The organism is Nocardia sp. NPDC052001, assembly GCF_040680615.1.
GTDB lineage: Bacteria > Actinomycetota > Actinomycetes > Mycobacteriales > Mycobacteriaceae > Nocardia.
This window is the reverse complement of the sequence record NZ_JBFAXC010000001.1, coordinates 987,036-1,004,254: the sequence shown is the minus strand read 5'-3', so window position 1 is coordinate 1,004,254 and position 17,219 is coordinate 987,036. Positions and strand designations below refer to the sequence as shown.

At 67.5% G+C, this 17,219-nt stretch carries 15 protein-coding genes; 4 read left to right on the top strand and 11 right to left on the bottom strand.

Annotated elements, in window-relative coordinates; genetic code table 11:
* Positions 1-35: 35 nt before the first annotated feature.
* Positions 36-791 carry a 4-hydroxy-tetrahydrodipicolinate reductase gene (dapB, locus tag AB0L82_RS04715; protein ID WP_364631033.1) on the bottom strand — a complete coding sequence of 252 codons (756 nt, stop codon included), beginning with the start codon at positions 789-791 and terminating at the stop codon, positions 36-38.
* A 208-nt stretch (positions 792-999) separates the two neighbouring features.
* Between dapB and AB0L82_RS04710 the strand changes: the two genes are divergently transcribed.
* Complete coding sequence (locus AB0L82_RS04710; RefSeq protein ID WP_364631030.1) at positions 1,000-2,565, top strand: esterase-like activity of phytase family protein; 1,566 nt, start codon at positions 1,000-1,002, stop codon at positions 2,563-2,565.
* 76 nt (positions 2,566-2,641) lie between these two features.
* Here the strand turns inward: AB0L82_RS04710 and AB0L82_RS04705 are convergent, their stop codons facing one another.
* Positions 2,642-3,757 carry an alcohol dehydrogenase catalytic domain-containing protein gene (locus tag AB0L82_RS04705; protein WP_364631027.1) on the bottom strand — a complete coding sequence of 372 codons (1,116 nt, stop codon included), beginning with the start codon at positions 3,755-3,757 and terminating at the stop codon, positions 2,642-2,644.
* Between the two features lie 96 nt (positions 3,758-3,853).
* On the opposite strand from AB0L82_RS04705, the gene AB0L82_RS04700 reads away from it, so the two are divergent.
* Positions 3,854-4,510: a methyltransferase domain-containing protein gene (locus AB0L82_RS04700; protein WP_364631024.1), complete on the top strand. Its 657-nt coding sequence runs from the start codon at positions 3,854-3,856 to the stop codon at positions 4,508-4,510.
* Here the strand turns inward: AB0L82_RS04700 and AB0L82_RS04695 are convergent.
* The 3 genes from AB0L82_RS04695 to AB0L82_RS04685 form a co-directional block, all read right to left on the bottom strand.
* On the bottom strand, positions 4,507-5,298 hold the full coding sequence (locus AB0L82_RS04695; protein WP_364631021.1) for a hypothetical protein: 792 nt from the start codon (positions 5,296-5,298) through the stop codon (positions 4,507-4,509). The two genes, AB0L82_RS04700 and AB0L82_RS04695, sit on opposite strands and share 4 nt — an antisense overlap.
* A gap of 125 nt (positions 5,299-5,423) precedes the next feature.
* Positions 5,424-6,875 (bottom strand): pentapeptide repeat-containing protein, encoded by a 1,452-nt coding sequence (locus AB0L82_RS04690; protein WP_364631018.1) that lies wholly within the window; start codon positions 6,873-6,875, stop codon positions 5,424-5,426.
* Positions 6,876-7,016: 141 nt separating this feature from the next.
* On the bottom strand, positions 7,017-8,219 hold the full coding sequence (locus tag AB0L82_RS04685) for an MFS transporter (RefSeq protein ID WP_364631015.1): 1,203 nt from the start codon (positions 8,217-8,219) through the stop codon (positions 7,017-7,019).
* Positions 8,220-8,311: 92 nt separating this feature from the next.
* Here AB0L82_RS04685 and AB0L82_RS04680 point away from each other — a divergent pair, with 92 nt between their 5' ends.
* Both AB0L82_RS04680 and AB0L82_RS04675 read left to right on the top strand, forming a co-directional pair.
* The gene (locus tag AB0L82_RS04680; protein ID WP_364631012.1) at positions 8,312-8,629 is read left to right on the top strand and encodes a helix-turn-helix transcriptional regulator; all 318 of its coding nucleotides are present in this window, start codon (positions 8,312-8,314) and stop codon (positions 8,627-8,629) included.
* Positions 8,630-8,661: 32 nt separating this feature from the next.
* Entirely contained in the window at positions 8,662-9,171 is a 510-nt protein-coding gene (locus tag AB0L82_RS04675) for a GNAT family N-acetyltransferase (protein ID WP_364631009.1), read from the top strand.
* 16 nt (positions 9,172-9,187) lie between these two features.
* Here the strand turns inward: AB0L82_RS04675 and AB0L82_RS04670 are convergent, their stop codons facing one another.
* From AB0L82_RS04670 to AB0L82_RS04645, 6 genes are all read right to left on the bottom strand, one after another.
* Entirely contained in the window at positions 9,188-9,526 is a 339-nt protein-coding gene (locus AB0L82_RS04670; protein ID WP_364631006.1) for a hypothetical protein, read from the bottom strand.
* Between the two features lie 147 nt (positions 9,527-9,673).
* The gene (locus AB0L82_RS04665; RefSeq protein ID WP_364631003.1) at positions 9,674-11,275 is read right to left on the bottom strand and encodes a VWA domain-containing protein; all 1,602 of its coding nucleotides are present in this window, start codon (positions 11,273-11,275) and stop codon (positions 9,674-9,676) included.
* Positions 11,276-11,632: 357 nt separating this feature from the next.
* Positions 11,633-12,997 (bottom strand): pitrilysin family protein, encoded by a 1,365-nt coding sequence (locus AB0L82_RS04660; RefSeq protein WP_364631000.1) that lies wholly within the window; start codon positions 12,995-12,997, stop codon positions 11,633-11,635.
* A 114-nt stretch (positions 12,998-13,111) separates the two neighbouring features.
* Entirely contained in the window at positions 13,112-15,376 is a 2,265-nt protein-coding gene (locus AB0L82_RS04655; RefSeq protein ID WP_364630997.1) for a polyribonucleotide nucleotidyltransferase, read from the bottom strand.
* 425 nt (positions 15,377-15,801) lie between these two features.
* Entirely contained in the window at positions 15,802-16,071 is a 270-nt protein-coding gene (rpsO, locus tag AB0L82_RS04650; protein WP_309231729.1) for a 30S ribosomal protein S15, read from the bottom strand.
* A 126-nt stretch (positions 16,072-16,197) separates the two neighbouring features.
* The gene (locus AB0L82_RS04645; RefSeq protein ID WP_364630992.1) at positions 16,198-17,151 is read right to left on the bottom strand and encodes a bifunctional riboflavin kinase/FAD synthetase; all 954 of its coding nucleotides are present in this window, start codon (positions 17,149-17,151) and stop codon (positions 16,198-16,200) included.
* Positions 17,152-17,219: the final 68 nt, after the last annotated feature.

Below are 17,219 nucleotides of genomic sequence, written 5' to 3'. Positions count from 1 at the left end.
GCTCGACTCCCGGCTGTGCGACATCAATGGCTCGCTCACAGGTCCAGCAGGGCGTCGATGCCCACGGTCAGGCCCGGGCGCAGCGGGGTCTTGCGGGTGCCGAGCAGGACGCCGGGAACGAAGGAGGTGCGGTCCATGGAGTCGTGGCGGATGGTGAGGGTTTCGCCCTGGGTGCCGAAGAGCACCTCCTGGTGCGCGACCAGGCCCGCCAGGCGCACCGAGTGCACGCGTACGCCGTCGACGTCCGCGCCGCGCGCGCCTTCGAGTTCCTGGCTGGTGGCGTCGGGGCTGCGGCCCACGCCCGCCTTCTCGCGGGCGGCGGCGATCATGCTCGCGGTGCGGAAGGCGGTGCCGGACGGCGCGTCGGCCTTGTTCGGGTGGTGCAGTTCGATGACCTCGACCGAATCGAACCAGCGCGCGGCCTGTTCGGCGAAACGCATGGTCAGCACCGCGCCGATGGCGAAGTTGGGTGCGATGAGCACGCCGACCTCGGGCTTGGCGGCGAGCCAGCCGCGCACCTGATCCAGGCGTTCGGCATCGAAGCCGGTGGTGCCGACCACGGCGTGAATGCCATTGGCCACCAGCCACTCCAGATTGGGCATGACCACATCGGGATGGGTGAAGTCGATGACCACCTCGGTGCCGACCGCGGTGAACGTCTCCAGCGAATCACCCTTGTCGACCTGGGCGACCAGTTCGAGATCGTCGGCCGCCTCGACACCCGCGCAGATCGCCTGCCCGACCTTGCCGCGCGCTCCGAGCACACCCACCCGGATCCGGTTCGTGGTCACCACGTCTCCTCACATGCCTCTACCTGAACAAAAAGTCTGGCCCGAGCCTATCGGGTCGCCGGGGCGAGCCGGGGAACCCCCGTTACCGTGGGCGTATGCGATCCGGCACACCCGGCACGGCCCGCCCGTCCCGGCCCTCGCGTCCGATGAGGGCAACTGTTCAGCTTCCGGCCAACCGGCCGTCGGATACGCCCGGTAGGCATCGCCTGTGAGAATTCGCCGTAGTACCCCCAGCGCGCTCGTCGCCGTCGCCGTGTGCGCCGCTGCCCTGGCCGCCTGCTCCTCCTCGGACTCGGGCGCCGACTTCACCGCGACCAAGGATCAGCCGCTGGTCATCTCCCTCGATGACTTCCTGGCCAAGACCGGCGGGACCGCGGCGGTGGCCATCGCGGACCCGCAGCACGGCAAGATCACCCGCAATGTCGACGGTTCGGTGGTGTACACCCCCGCCGCCGGGTACACCGGTTCGGACAGCATCACCGTCACCACCAGCGATGCGGTCAAGCTGTACACCACCGATATCAAGCCGCTGGGCACTTTCGGCGGAATCACGGTGCAGGGCAGCGGTTTCGGCTCCTCGTTCACGGCGGTGCCGGGTTCCAAGGACGAGTTCTACGGTCTGACCGACCGCGGCCCGAACGTCGACGGTAAGGGTAAGAACGAAAAGCTGGTCGCGGTACCGGATTTCACGCCCTCGATCGCCAAGTTCAAGATGGTCGGCACCCGCGCGGTGGTGGAATCCACCATCGCACTGAAGAATCCGGCCGGACAGCCGTTCAACGGCCTGGTCGACACCTCGGCCAGCACCGGTGAGACCATCAAGGATCTCGCGGGCGCCGTGCTGCCGCCCACCGATCACGGTATCGACAGCGAGGGCCTGGTCGCCCTGCCCGACGGCACCTTCTGGGTCTCGGACGAATACGGCCCGTTCATGGTGCATTTCGACGCCAAGGGCACCGAACTCGAGCGGCTCGCGCCGGGACGCGGTCTGCCCAAGGAACTTTCGCTGCGCACCCCGAATCAGGGCATGGAGGGGCTGACCGTCACCCCCGACGGCAGCACCCTGGTGGGCATCATCCAGTCGGCGCTCAATGAGCCGGGCGTCGGCAACGCGCGCGAAGTGCCGATGACCCGCATCGTCACCGTGGACCTCAAGACCAAGGCGACCAAGGAATTCATTTACCCGCTGGAGAACCCGAAGGAGAAGCTCGCGGTCTCCGAGATCACCGCGCTGAGCGCCACCACCTTCGTGGTCGACGAGCGCGACGGCAACAAGGCGCCCAAGGCCAACAAGAAGCTGTGGACCATCGATATCAGCAACGCCACCGATGTCGGCCCGCAGTCCAAAGTCGCGGGCGCACAGTACGATCCGGAGAAGGGCCTGCTCATCGACGGTAAGCCGATCGAGGTCTATGTCGGCACCGTGAGCACCGCCGACGGGGTGGCGGCGCTGCAGCAGGCCGGTATCACCGCGGTCGCCAAGAAGTCGAACCTGGATCTGGGCGGGCTGCTGGACGGGCTGAACCCGGACGGCAAGTTCTTCGGCCACGACAAGGTCGAGGGCGTGGCCACCAATGACGGCGGTAAGACGCTCTACATCTCCGATGACAGCGACTTCGGCGTCGAGGGCGCGACCGGCGATCAGCCGCCGTTCGGGCTCAAGGCCAAGATCCTGCCGAATGGCGTGCAGGACAGCGGTGAGATCCTCGCGGTGGATACCACCAAGCTGCCCGCGAAGACGCAGACCAAGACAATCAACCTGACGGTCAAGTAGCGCCTGCTCGAAAACCAGCGCCCGCCACGGTGATCCGTGGCGGGCGCGTTCGTCTCGATGCGGAAAGCGTTGCCGCTCAGTCGAAGATGACGACCTGGCGCAGGGCGTGCCCGGCGGCGAGTTCATCCATGCCGGTGTTGATGTCGTCCAGGGTGATGCGCGAGGAGACCAGCCGCTCGACCGGCAGCTTGCCCTCGCGCCACATGCGCACGTACTCCGGGATATCCCGCGCGGGAACCGCGGAGCCCAGGTAACTGCCGATGATGGAGCGGCCCTGGGCGACCAAGCCCAGCGGGGAGATGCTCGCCATCGCCTCGGGCGCGGGCAGGCCGACCGTCACGGTCGTCCCGCCGACGGCGGTCGCGGCCACCGCGGTTTCGAAGGCGCGGATATTGCCTGCCGCCTCGATCACGACCTCGGCCTGAATACCCTGCTCGGCCAGTTCCGCCGGGGTGTAGGAGGCGGTCGCGCCCAATTCCATGGCGATCTTGAGCTTCTCCGGCACGGTGTCGACCGCGATCACATCGCGGCCGGTGCCCTCGCGGATGGCCGCGGCCACCAGTACCGCGGCCATGCCGACGCCGCCCAGGCCGACCACCATGATGCGATCGGCGGGACCGGGTTTCGCCGAATTCAACAGTGCCCCACCGCCGGTCAGCACCGCGCAGCCGAGCACCGCTGCCACGTCCGCCGGAACATCGTCCTCCACCGGGACCACCGAATGCCGGTCCACCACCGCATGCGTGGCGAAGGCCGAGACGCCCAGATGGTGATGCACCTCCGCACCGTCACGCAGCAGTCGGCGGCCGCCGTTCATGAGTTCACCGGCATTATTGGCCATACTGCCCGGCAGGCACGGGGTGCGGCCCTCGGTCGCACAGCCCGCGCATTCGCCGCAGCGCGGCAGGAAGGTCATGACCACGCGCTGACCGACCGCGATATCGCTCTCGCCGGGACCGACCGCCTCGACCCGTCCGGCGGCCTCGTGCCCGAGCAGCATGGGCACCGGGCGCACCCGATTCCCGTCCACCACCGACAGATCCGAGTGGCACAGTCCGGCCGCCTCGATGCGCACCAGCAGCTCACCCGGGCCGGGTTCACCCAGGTCGAGTTCGCTCACGGTGATCGGTTTCGACTCGGCGAACGGAGCCGGCGCCCCGATTCGTTCCAGGACAGCTCCACGAATCCTCATGCGCCCGACGCTACTCCACCGGCTCGCATGGAACCCGAAGTACAACCTTCCCAGACAGTTGGAAATCTGCTTCGATGGAGTCGGATAGGAGCACATATGCCCAGTACTTCCCTCACCACCGGCAATCGCGCCCTCAATCAACTGGTGACCGGATTCTTCGGAAACGTCGCCCGCGCCTACGACACCGCGGCGCTACAGCAGGCCGTCTACAAACCGCCGCAGGATCAGGTGGTCAAGGAGTTGCGCGCGGCGAAATCCCGGCGGATCGCCGATATCGGCTGCGGCACCGGCATTCTCACCACCCGGATCGCCCGGGAATTGCGGCCCGAGGTGGTGTACGGGGTGGACGCCTCCACCGGCATGCTGGCCCAGGCCCGCGCCCGCTCCGGCGAGGTGCAGTGGCGGCATTCGGCCGCGGAGCATCTACCGCTCGACGACGGTGAATTGGATGCGGTGGTCTCCACCAGCGCTTTTCATTTCTTCGATCATCCGGTGGCGCTGCGCGAATTCCAGCGCGTACTCGCGCCCGGCGGTCTGGTCGCCATAGCGACGATGCATCCCTCGGCCCCGACCGCGCGGCCGATTCAGCGTTTGACGCGCAGCCCGCTCTTCCCGGCGCACGCGCCCTCACCCCGGGAGACCCGGAAGCTGCTGGAGGACGCCGGTTTCCGGGTGCTCGATCAGCGCAAGATCGACCGGCCCATCCCGTCCTGGCTGGTGCCCGACGTCATCACCGTGGGGCGGCGTACCTAACGCACACCGGGTTTGTCGCCACCCCGGAAACAGACGGTCATCTGCCGTTTGTCCCACACCACCCAGACCGCGCCGCGACCGTCGCGGGGACAGCCGGAGCCGTCGGTGGTGTTCTCGAAGACGGCGGTGGCCTGCACTATGTGATCACCCGGGGTGGCGCAGTCCACCTTGGACGGTTCATCCATATGTTCTGTGTCGTAACAGAATCCGGCTCGCCAGTCGAAGGCCAGGCACAGGTGATAGAGCTGTTTGCCCGCGCGATCCTTACGACTGGTCTCCAACTTGTAGAGCGGTCCGGCGCAGGGGGCCGGACCGGTTTGCAGGACCCGGTAATTCGCGTCCAGCGTGGTGCAATCCGCGGGCGCGGGCGCACCGGGTTTCCAGGTGGGGCCGCCATCGGCGGCGGTGGCGGCCTCCATCGGAACCTCGACGCAGTCACCGGGATTCAGCAGTGACAGCGGATCCGGGGCGGCGGGTTTCGGATTGGCGGTGCTGGTGGGGATGCCCGCCTGGACCAGGCCGGGGGCTTCGGGCAGCGCGGTGCCCGCGACGGTGTCGCCGAACAGCGCCGACGGGACCGGGGACGCCGCCGAAGCCATTGCGAGCCAGCCGAATCCGCCGAGCGCGACGGTGAGCACGACCAGCCAGCGTTTCCCGCGTGCGGCCGGATTCCAGGAGCGTCTGGCCTCGCGCTCCGAAGCGATGGCGAAGAAGCCGACTACCGCGGCCGCGAACAACAGCGCTGCCGCGCGCCCGACATCGGCCCACTCCACACCCAGCGTCCCCACCACAATCCCCTAGATCGGTACCCTCGCAAACTATCGCACGCCACAATACGAGGGCAATCCGACAGATCCGTCGCTCATGCCGAGGCGTGGAACCCGGCCAGAAGCACGCCGGGATGACGGGGCGGCTAGCTCGTGAGCTCCTCGGCCTTCTCGGACTTGTCCGCCGGAATAGGGGGCCACTGTTCCGGGCGGATATTCGCGGGTTTGGCGGCCGAACTGCCCTGCCAGTCGAAATGCACGCCGACCCACGCCTTCGGACGTTCGAAGCAGATCTCGCGGGCGTCGAACGAGGCGCGGCGGAAGTTGATATCGCCGAAGAAGTCTCCGCCGTTGAAGGTGATCAGGCGGCCGCCGAAGACGGCATCGGCGAAGGACACCTTGCCGTGGTATTCGGCGCGGGCGAAGGTGATCTCCTCGGTGCGGCCCGAACCCCAGCGGGTGGCGGTGCCCAGATTGGCGCAGTCGAACGCGGTGGTCTCCGCGTAGAACCGGGCGGCGGTGAAAACCACTCGGGCACCGGTGAATTCGGCCCCGGTGAAGGTCACCCGGTCACCGTCGAACACGGTGCGCTCGAAACTGGTGAGCTGGGCGGTGAATTTGGCATTGGCGAAGCCGCCGCGTTCACCGGCGAAGGTGGCGCGATCGAATGCCGTTCGCGCGCCGCCGAATACGGCGTAATCGAAGTTCACCGGACCGCCGAAGGTGGCGTCCACGAAGGTGGTTCCCGAACTCTTGCGGTCGGCCCGGCCGACCCGGTTGTGCTTGAAGTTCACATGTTCGAAGGAGGTGCTGCCGCCCCGGAACATGGCCCCGCGGAAAGTCACTCGCCGCCCCAGGAAGGACGCGCCCTCGAAGGTGGTGTCGCGGCCGCCGGTGAAGGAGGCATTGGTGAAGCGGGTGCTGTGCCCCGCGAAGACCGCGCCCCGGAAATCCGCGTTCTCGAAGACCGCATCGGAGAAATCGAAATCGGACGCGGACCAGGAGACATCGGCCGAGCGCCGGAGCCGTTCGGCGATCACCCGGACAATGGTCTCGCGTACCTGCCGGTCGTTCTGCCGGTAGTTGTAGACGCGCTCCACCGCCGTCCCGGAATCCTCGATGCGCTGGGATTTGGAGACCAGATGGCTGGCGCCCTCATCCGGCGCGTACGGCAGGCGCAGATATCCGCACAGCACATCGATGCACTGCTGCCGCCGCCCGCGCACCGAGAACTCGTCGGCGACGCCCGCCAGCGCGTACACGCCCGCAATGCGCACGGCCACATCGGAATTGCCGAGTTGTGAGGCCGCCGCGCCGAACAGTTCCGCGAACCGCCCGCGCTCCAGATCGCGTTGCCGCCGGTAAGCGACGACCAGCGCCACCGCCGCACCGACGCCCGCGGTAATACTCAGCGCGATCTTGGTCAGATCCAATTGATTCGGCGTCTCCGCCTTCGCACCCAGGGCCAGCCACAACATCCACCAGGTGAACGCACCGATGGCCAGACCACCGGCCACCGCGATCAACACCGACAGCAACAGCGCCGACCGATGAACTGTCCGGTTCAACATTCCGCCGAACCAACCCCACCGTCGCATAGCGGAAGGATAACGATCAGGCTCGCGCGCCGCGCGGGCTGTGGTTATTCCCACTCCGCGGCAAGCGATTTCGGCCGTGACACGACGCGGCCCGCCCGGCAGGTCGCCGGACGGGCCGAGAGCTGTTCGGGCGCTGACGAATCAGGCGGCCTGTCGCCGCAGGCCCAGTCCCGCCGCACCCAGGCAGGCCAGCGAGACCGCGACCACGAACCAGGGGAAGACGGTGGTCAGACCCCAGGTGGTGGCGGCCCAGCCCGCGACCACGGTCGGCAGCGCCATGGCGGTGTAGGCGAGCAGGTAGTAGGCGGACATGGTCTCACCGCGCTTGTGCTGCGGCACCACATTGGACAGGTGGCGCAGTGAGCCGCCGAAGCCCAGGCCGAAGGTCGCGCCGAGGGCGAAACCGGCCACCAGCACCAGCACCCAGTTGTGGGTGGCCAGGGCCGGAATGGTCAGCAGCAGGGTGACGGCCATTCCGATATCGCCGATGATCGCCGCACGACGGGCGGTGATATTGGTCGCGAAGTACTGTGCGGCCGCGCCGGCGGTGGCCGTGGACGCCACCACCGCGCCGCCGAACACCAGATTGTGGATACCGGTCTTGGCCGAGGCCAACGAGGGGTACAGCGACAGCAGCACGCCGAGCACCGACCAGGCCGCCATCACACCGAGCGCGGAGAACCAGAAATCGCTTCGAATCTCCTGCGGCACAGCGGGCTTGGCGATGGTGATGCGTCCTGCGGTGCGCGCGGTATGCGGTTCGCGCAGGGCCAGCACGCCCGCGCCGATGGCGAGGCAGGCCAGCGTGATCACCACGTACGGGGTGCGCAGCGGGTACGGGGCGTACTGCGCCAGCAGCGCGGAACCCAGAATCGCCACTGCCATACCGACATTGAAGGCCACACCGGACAGCTGGCCCGACCGCGCACCCTCCTTCGGCCGCATATCCAGCAGCGCCGCGGCACCGGCCACCACGGTCGCGCCGACCGCGAAACCGTGCAGGGCGCGCGCCACCAGCAGCATGGCCACATTGTCGGCGAACAGGAAGACCACCAGGCCCGCGATCATGATGCCGAACGCGCCGAGCAGCACCGGCTTTCGGCCCACCACATCGGAGATGCGACCGGATACCAGCACCGCGACCAGGGCCGCGACGGCGTAGACGGCGAAGACGAAGGTGGTCGTCAGCGGCGAGAAATTCCACGCCTGCTGATACATGCCGTAGAGCGGTGCGGGCGCTCCCGAGACGCCGAGCGCTACACCGCTGGCCGCGAGGATGAGCGCGTAGGCCCATTTCTGGCCGCTCTGCTCGGCTCGAGTCGCAACCGTCACTACCGCTGCCATCGAACCCTCCATCAGGTAAGTTTGATTCTTATCGAACCTGACCCTACTCCTGGTTCGATGAACGTCAAACCACTTATCGAGTGAGGTAGCTCATGACCGACACCGACGCGATGCTCCCCGTGGCCCCGCTGCCCGCGGTGCTGGGCGCGCTACAGGACCCGGTCCGCCTCGAAATGCTGCGCCGGCTCGGCAATGCCGGTGGCGAACCGGTGCGCTGCAGCGCGCTCTACGAGGTGGTCAGCAAGTCCACCGCCGCGCACCACTTCAAAATCCTGCGCGAGGCCGGGCTCACCGAACGCCTCATTATCGACGGCCAGACCTGTCAGCGACTGCGCACCGAGGACATCGAAACCGCGCTGCCCGGACTGCTCGACGCCGTCCTCGGGGCGGCGAACCGGCTAACCGAGTGACCGGGAACCGCCCGGTGCGCTAGCGTCGGCGGATGCGCATTCGTGCGGCCACGACCGACGACCTCCCGATCCTGCAGGACATCGAAGACGCGGCCGGAGAACCATTCCGGACCGTCGGCATGATCGAGATCGCCGATGACGACCCACCCTCGATAGAAGTACTCGACGAATATCGCCGCGACGGCCGGGCCTGGGTCGCCGTCGACGATGACCGCGACATCCCGATCGCCTACCTGATCAGCGAGGAAGTCGACGGGACCGAACACATCGACCAGCTCTCGGTGCATCCGCAGGCGGCACGGCGGGGCATCGGGGCGACCCTGATCGACCGGGCCGCCGACCACGCCCGCGCCCAGGGGCTGACCGCGCTCACGCTCACCACGTTCATCGAAGTGCCGTGGAACGCACCGTATTACGAACGCCTGGGCTTCCACATCGTGGATGACGCGGAGCTCACCCCGGGCCTGCGCAAGATTCGGGCGCGCGAGGCCGAACTCGGTCTGGATCGCTGGCCGCGCACCGTCATGCGACGCGACGTCTGAGGTCGTAGCGGCGCGGTCAGAGTGGCCGCGCCGACAGGCACTCCTGGACGCGGGCCAGTTCGCGCAGGCCGCCGAGCATGCGCGGGTCATCGCCCGAGGCGAAGACGCACGCGTCGATGGCGGCCAGGCGCACGCGGGCGTCCGGATGCTCGTACATGATCCGGCGCACGCGCTCCAGCTGGTTGCCGCGTGACACCCAGACCAGCAGCTCCGCCGCGCGGGCCTGCTGGTCGCCGTCCGCGTCCGCCAGCCAGACGACGCGTTCCAGCTCCGCCATGGACGTGCGGTCGCGCAGCGCGCCGAGCAGCGAGAGCATCGCCGGAATATCGGATGCCGGTCCACTCGATCGGAACATGGTGTCCCCCCCCCCCCCCCTTCGAGCCGTCAGGTCACCATGTGCCCAGCCTGCTCCCGTACGGACCGTACGGCCTGAGTAGCGGACCACTCGTTTCCGGGCGCGCGACTCGCCCGCCGACGCGAGTTGCTACGCGGCGGCGGGTTTTCAGCGCAGAATGCCCGCCCCGGTGGCCGCGTTGATCCACGCCGGGAATTCGGTGAGCAGGCGATCGTAGAGTTCCGGATCGGTGATCTGGTCGATATCGTCCACGGCGAAGAAGCCCACATTGTCGACGCGGCGGCCCGCCATGGTGTCCAGGCGCTCCAGCACGCCGTATCCGGAGCGGGTGCCCAGGCCCACGAACTGCCAGAAGATCGGCTCCTCGACCGCGGCCCGCAGCTCCTGTTCGATTTCGCGGTTCTTGTACACGCCGCCGTCGGAGAAGAACAGCACCAGCGTCGGGCCGTGCTGCGGTTCGGCGCGCACATAGTTGCGCACCTCCGCGATGACCTTCTGCTCCTCGTTCTGAATGCCGACGGCTTTCATATCGACCTGACCCGGCTGGAGCGTGCGACCGCGTTTGCGCCCGCCGAACAGCGACAGCTGACCGCAGCGCACATGCAGCGAAATCCACTGCGGCATATCGGCGATGGTGAGATCCGGCAGCCGCGCCGGATTACTGGCGAAGGTCCACGCCTGCATCGCGCCATTGTCATCGAGTTGCGCCGCGACCGCAGCCATCCGCTCCACCACCCGGTGCACCAGCTGCTTGTCGTACAGCGGCGTCATCGATCCGGAGGCATCGAGCACCAGGATCACCCGCGCGTTCAACTGCTGCACACCATGCTTGGCCAGGCTCACCGCGACCTGTTCCTTGCGCAGCGACAACCGCTTTCGCATATCGACCGGCAGTTGCTCCTCCCCCTTGGTCAGCCGAATCGCGGGCTGACCACCGGGCTGCGCGAACTGCTGCGGCGCGGGCTGATATCCCGGAGCCGGGGGCGGCTGGTACGCCGGAGGCGGCGGGGGCTGGTGGGCCGCGGGCGGCGGTGTATACGAAGCGGGTTGCGGCGCACCGGGATACGACGGCGGGGGCGGCATATGCGATCCCTGCGGCACGGGCGGCGGCGGAGCGTACGCGGGAGACTGCGGCGCGGGCGGCGGAGCGTAGGCGGGAGACTGCGGCGCGGGCGGCGGAGCGTAGGCGGCGGGTTGCGGTGAGTACGGCGCGGGCGCGGGCTGCGCCGACGCGTCATCATCCACGGTGATCCCGAAATCGGTTGCCAGCCCCGCCAATCCGCTGGACCAGCCTTGCCCGACAGCCCGGAACTTCCACGCCCCGCTCCGCCGATACAACTCCCCGCACAGCATGGCGGTCTCGGGTCCGGCCGCGATATCGAAGCGCGCGATCTCGGCCTCGGTGGCGGCGTCCACCACCCGCAGATGCAGCCCCGGCACCTGCCCGAAGGTTCCGCCATCGGCCGACGCACACAATGCGATCCGCTCGATATCCGGCTGCACCCCGGCCAAATTCACCTCCAGCGCATCGAAATCCCCGCGCTTACCGAGATGCCGCACCGCCCCACTCGGATGCCCCGGCTGGTTGTAGAACACGAAATCCACATCGTCGCGCACCTTGCCCGCAGCGGTGAGCAGCAGCGCGGAGGCATCGACGGCAGGCACCCCCGGCCCGCCCGACCACGCCAGTACGGCTCGAACGGCATTGGCGGCCACGGGCACATTGGCCCCTTTGCTGAGAGTCGTCACCCGAGCCAGTCTGCCGCAATTCCGCCCTGCGGGCAGCCGACCTCACAAGCCGCTATCGCGCCGGCCCGCCCGGCACGCGTTCGGCTGGGGTCCATGGAACCCGCTGGAGCCCAGCGGGTGTGGATCCCGGCCAAAAGCACGCCGGGATGACGGGGGAAGGCGATGCCAACTGCCGCCTGAATGCCGACGCCGACTGCCGCCCGGAAGGCGACACGGATATGTGATCCGGAAAGCGCCGCGAACAAGCCACCAGGAGAGCGACGCAGGCATGCCACCGGAAAGCGAAGGCGACATGCCGCCGGGAGGCGAACGTTGAAGGCCACCTGGCAAGTGGGGGGCTTGCGGTTGAGGGGTGGTTCAGTCGACCAGGCGGCGGACCGGGGCGGGGAGGTCTCGGGTGCGGCGGTAGGGGCCGGCTACCGAGGCGGCGAAGGGGCGGGAGAGGAGTTTGGCGGCTATGCGGGAGACCTCGTCGGTGGTGACTTCGTCTATGCGGGCCAGGGTTTCGGAGACGCTGCGGTGGTTGCCGTAGCTGAGTTCGCTGCGGCCGATGCGGTTCATGCGGGAGCCGGAGTCCTCCAGGCCCAGTACCAGGCCGCCGCGCAGGGAGCCCTTGGCGCGGGCGCATTCGGCATCGGTGATGCCTTCGGCGGCAACCTCTTCCAGCACGCCGCGAGCCAGATTCGTGACCTGGCCGAGGTTTTCGGGCTGGCAGCCGAGGTAGACCGAGAAAGCGCCGGTATCGGCGAAGGTGTCGACGCTGGAGTACACCGAGTACGCCAGGCCGCGTTCCTCTCGAATACGCTGGAACAGACGCGAACTCAGGCCACCGCCCAGCACCGTGTTGAGGATGGACAGCGGCCAGCGCTTATCGCCCTCGTGGCGACCGAAGGCGCGGGTGCCGAATACCAGGTGCGCCTGTTCGCTCTCGCGATAGATGCGCATGAGTTCGGGAGTGGCGCGCGGGCGGAATTTGCCCTCGCGGCGCGGTGCGGGTTCACACGCCGGATCGAGACGGTTGGCGAAGGCGCGATGCACCAGCTCGACCGTGTGCTCGTGTTCGATATTGCCCGCCACCGCGACCACCATGCGGTCCGGGCGGTACCGGCGCTGATGGAACGAGCGCAGCTGCGGCGCGTTCATCCCCTCGATGGTCTCGACGCTGCCGATCACCGGGCGGCCGATCGGATGATCGCCGAACAGCGCGGTCAGGAAGGCGTCGCCGACCATATCCTCGGGATCGTCATCGCGCATGAAGATCTCTTCGAGCACGACCTGCCGCTCGACGGCGACATCCTCGGCCCGGCACAGACCGTTCAACACCACATCCGAGACCAGATCGACCGCCATGGGCAGATCCTCGTCCAGCACATGCGCGTAGTAGCAGGTCTGTTCCTTGGCGGTGAACGCATTCAGTTCGCCGCCAACGGCATCCATGGCCTGCGCGATATCGAGCGCGGACCGGGTGGGCGTGGCCTTGAAGAGCAGATGCTCCAGGAAATGCGCCGCACCGGCGACCGTCGAGCCCTCATCGCGCGAGCCGACGCCGACCCATACGCCGATGGAGGCCGAACGCACGCCGGGTACATGTTCGGTGACGACCCGTAGCCCGCCGGGCAGCACCGTCCGGCGCACACCGGTATCGGCGTACGGCACCTCGTTGGTGGAGCGGACCAGTGCAGAACTCTTAGCCGACAGTGGAGTGTCCTTCTTCCGACCCATGCTTCCCAACCCGCGGTTCGTGCCTCGAAGAGCTTGTGTAGTTCAAAGATTGGTGGCCCCCCACTCCATTATCGGAGCAAGGGGCCACCGCACTTTACGTCAGACGTACGACAATCACTCGGCCGCGACGGTTTCGGCGACAGCGCTGTCCGCGCTGTCCGCCGAATCCTCGTCGACCGGGACGAGGGAGATCTTGCCGCGGTTGTCGATATCGGCGATCTCGACGCGGATCTTGTCGCCGACGTTCACCACGTCCTCGACCTTCGCCACGCGCTTGCCGTTACCCAGCTTGGAGATGTGCACCAGGCCGTCACGACCCGGCAGCAGCGAGACGAACGCGCCGAAGGCGGTGGTCTTGACGACCGTGCCCAGGAAGCGCTCGCCGACCTTCGGCAGCTGCGGGTTCGCGATGGCGTTGATCTGATCGATCGCCGCCTGCGCCGCAGGGCCGTTGGTCGCACCGACGTAGACGGTGCCGTCATCTTCGATCGAGATGTTGGCGCCGGTCTCCTCGGTGATCTGGTTGATCACCTTGCCCTTGGGTCCGATGACCTCGCCGATCTTGTCGACCGGGATCTTGATGGCGGTGACGCGCGGGGCGTACGGGCTCATCTCGTCCGGGATGTTGATGGCCTCGGCCATGACATCCAGGATGGTCATACGGGCATCGCGAGCCTGGTTCAGCGCACCGGCCAGCACCTGCGACGGGATGCCGTCGAGCTTGGTGTCCAGCTGCAGCGCCGTCACGAACTCGGGGGTACCGGCGACCTTGAAGTCCATATCACCGAAGGCGTCTTCGGCGCCGAGGATGTCGGTCAGCGCGACGTAGCGGACCTCGTCCTGACCCTTGTCGTTCTTGATGGTGTCGGACACCAGGCCCATGGCGATACCGGCGACGGGGGCCTTGAGCGGCACACCGGCGTTCAGCAGCGACAGGGTCGAGGCGCAGACCGAGCCCATCGAGGTGGAACCGTTGGAGGACAACGCTTCCGACACCTGACGGATGGCGTACGGGAACTCTTCCTGCGACGGCAGCACCGGCATCAGGGCGCGCTCGGCGAGCGCGCCGTGGCCGATCTCGCGACGCTTGGGCGAGCCCACGCGACCGGTCTCACCGGTGGAGTACGGCGGGAAGTTGTAGTGGTGCATGTAGCGCTTGGAGGTCTCCGGGCCGAGCGAGTCGACCTGCTGCGCCATCTTGACCATGTCCAGGGTGGTGACACCCAGGATCTGGGTCTCGCCACGCTCGAACAGCGCCGAACCGTGGGCGCGCGGGACGACCGCGACCTCGGCGGACAGGGCGCGGATATCGGCCAGACCACGACCGTCGATGCGGAAGCCGTCGGTCAGGATGCGCTGGCGCACAAGCTTCTTGGTGACCGAGCGGAACGCCGCGCCGATCTCCTTCTCGCGGCCCTCGAAGGTCTCGGCCAGGCTGGACAGCACGGCCAGCTTGATCTCGTCGATCTTGTCCTCGCGCTCATGCTTGCCCGCGATGGAGAGCGCCTCGTTCAGCTCCTCCTTGGCGGTGCCCAGCACGGCCTCGAACACATCGGACTGGTACGGCAGGAAGACCGGGTACTCCGCGGTCTCCTTGGCGGCCAGCGCGGCGAGGTCGGACTGCGCCTTGCACAGCCGGGCGATGAACGGCTTGGCGGCCTCGAGGCCCTGTGCCACAACGGTTTCGGTGGGCGCGGTGGCGCCGTCCGCGATGAGGGCGAGCACCTTGTCGGTGGCCTCGGCCTCGACCATCATGATCGCGACGTCACCCTCGACGACGCGGCCCGCGACGACCATGTCGAATACGGCGCCCTCGAGCTGCTCGACGGTCGGGAACGCGACCCACTGATCACCGATCAGGGCAACGCGCACACCGGCGACCGGACCCGAGAAGGGCAGGCCCGCAAGCTGAGTCGACGCCGACGCCGCGTTGATGGCGACCACGTCGTACAGATCCTTGGGATCCAGCGACATGACGGTCACGACGACCTGGATCTCATTGCGCAGACCGTCGACGAAGGACGGGCGCAGCGGCCGGTCGATCAGGCGGCAGGTCAGGATGGCGTCGGTGGAGGGACGGCCCTCACGACGGAAGAACGAGCCGGGGATGCGGCCCGCGGCGTACATGCGCTCCTCGACGTCCACCGTCAGCGGGAAGAAGTCGAACTGGTCCTTGGGGTGCTTACCGGCGGTGGTCGCCGACAGCAGCATGGTCTCGTCGTCCAGGTAGGCGACGACCGAACCGGCGGCCTGCTTGGCGAGGCGGCCGGTCTCGAAACGGATGGTGCGGGTGCCGTAGGCGCCGTTGTCGATCAGCGCGACGGACTCGAATACGCCGGGCTCGACCTCGGCGGCGGAACTGGTCAATGTTTCGGTCATTCTCTTCTCTCAACCTCTCGTCTTCGCCGGATACCAGCGCCACCGCCCCGATGGGCATGACGCGATCCAGCTGTTTTGTCCCCTTGACGGGGCGAGTCGTACCCGGCACGGGCGCACGAGGACCCTCCTGGTCTCCGGGCGCACATCCGGCCATCTCCCCTTGGAGACGGCGACGCGGAGGCGGTCATCGATCGAAGCCCTCCGGCGCGCGGTGTATCTCCTCTTGCTGCGCCCCGAAAAGCCACTACCGAAGACCGACGCCACGCGACGGATGCATACGGCTCATGTTGGCGTGCACACGGCGGCGTTCACCGGATGCACGAAAGGCCAACGAGGAGATTCTATGCCTCCCCGTCGGCCGGTTCGTCAACTGCCTGCGGCAGTCGTGTTGTGTCGCGCGAGTGCGCGACGACGCGTCAGCAAAATCAGCGACGCAGGCCCAGACGCTCGATCAGCGAACGGTAACGGTTGATGTCGTTGGCCTGCAGGTACTTCGACAGGCGACGACGGCGACCGATCAGCGCGAGCAGACCGTGGCGGGTGTGGTGATCGTGCTTGTGCACCTTCAGGTGCTCGGTGAGATCGGCGATGCGCTTGGACAGCATCGCGATCTGAGCCTCCGGAGAACCGGTGTCGGTCGGGTGCAGGCCGTACTCGGCCAGAATGGCCTTCTTCTGCTCGGTGGTCAAAGCCACAGCATTGCTCCTGAATTTCCAGTCCGCGCGAAAAGTCCCGGGCGAGCCCGGTCGGGCGCTGCCGCGGACCGCAGCAAACCCAGCGGATGAGGTTACCGGACCGCTGACCTGGACTGTTAATCGGGGCTAATCGACGCTCTGGGCGGTGAGCACTTTGCGGGCCTGGTCGACATCGCGGCCGATGGCCTCGACCAGTTCCTCGATGGAGTCGAATTTGCGCATTCCGCGCAGCTGTTCGACGAAATCCACCGCGACGTGCTTATCGTAGAGATCGCCGTCGAAATCGAGGATATGCGGTTCGACCGTGCGGGAACGGCCGTCCTCGAAGGTCGGATTGGTGCCCACCGAGATGGCCGCCATGCGGCGCACTTGATCGGGGTCGTCCAGGGCGGTGAACCATCCGGCGTAGACGCCGTCGGCGGGAATCGCACCGCGCGGGACGGGTGCCACATTGGCGGTCGGGAAGCCGAGCGCGCGACCGCGGGCGTCACCGTGCACGACCACGCCCTCCACCCGATGCGGGCGGCCCAGGGCTTCGGCGGCCGCGGCCACATCACCCGAGGACAGGCAGGCGCGAATATAGGTCGAGGAGAAGGTGACCGCGTGCTCGCCGAGCAATTGCACGCCGTCGACCTCGAAACCGAAGCGCGCGCCCAGTTCCCGCATGGTGTCCACGGTGCCCGCGGCCTGTTTGCCGAAGGTGAAGTTATCGCCGACGACGACCTCGGAGACGTGCAGTTTGTCGACGAGCAACTCCTGCACGTATTCCTCGGGCGTGAGCTTCATGAAATCTTTGGTGAACGGCATGACCAGGAAGACGTCGATGCCGAGTTCCTCCACCAGCTCCGCACGACGGTTCAGCGTGGACAGCTGCGCCGGATGCGCACCGGGCCGCACCACCTCGAGCGGATGCGGATCGAAGGTCATCAGGACCGACGGAACACCGCGCACCGCAGCGGATTTCACCGCACGGCTGATGAGCTGGGCGTGACCGCGGTGGACGCCGTCGAACACCCCGATCGTGAGCACGCACCGGCCCCACTCCGCGGGCATCTCGTCGAGGCTTCGCCATCTCTGCACACCGGAAGCCTACTGAAAGCGCGTCTCGGACAATATTCGGCCGTGCGGATCTTCACAGCGGCGAGCGT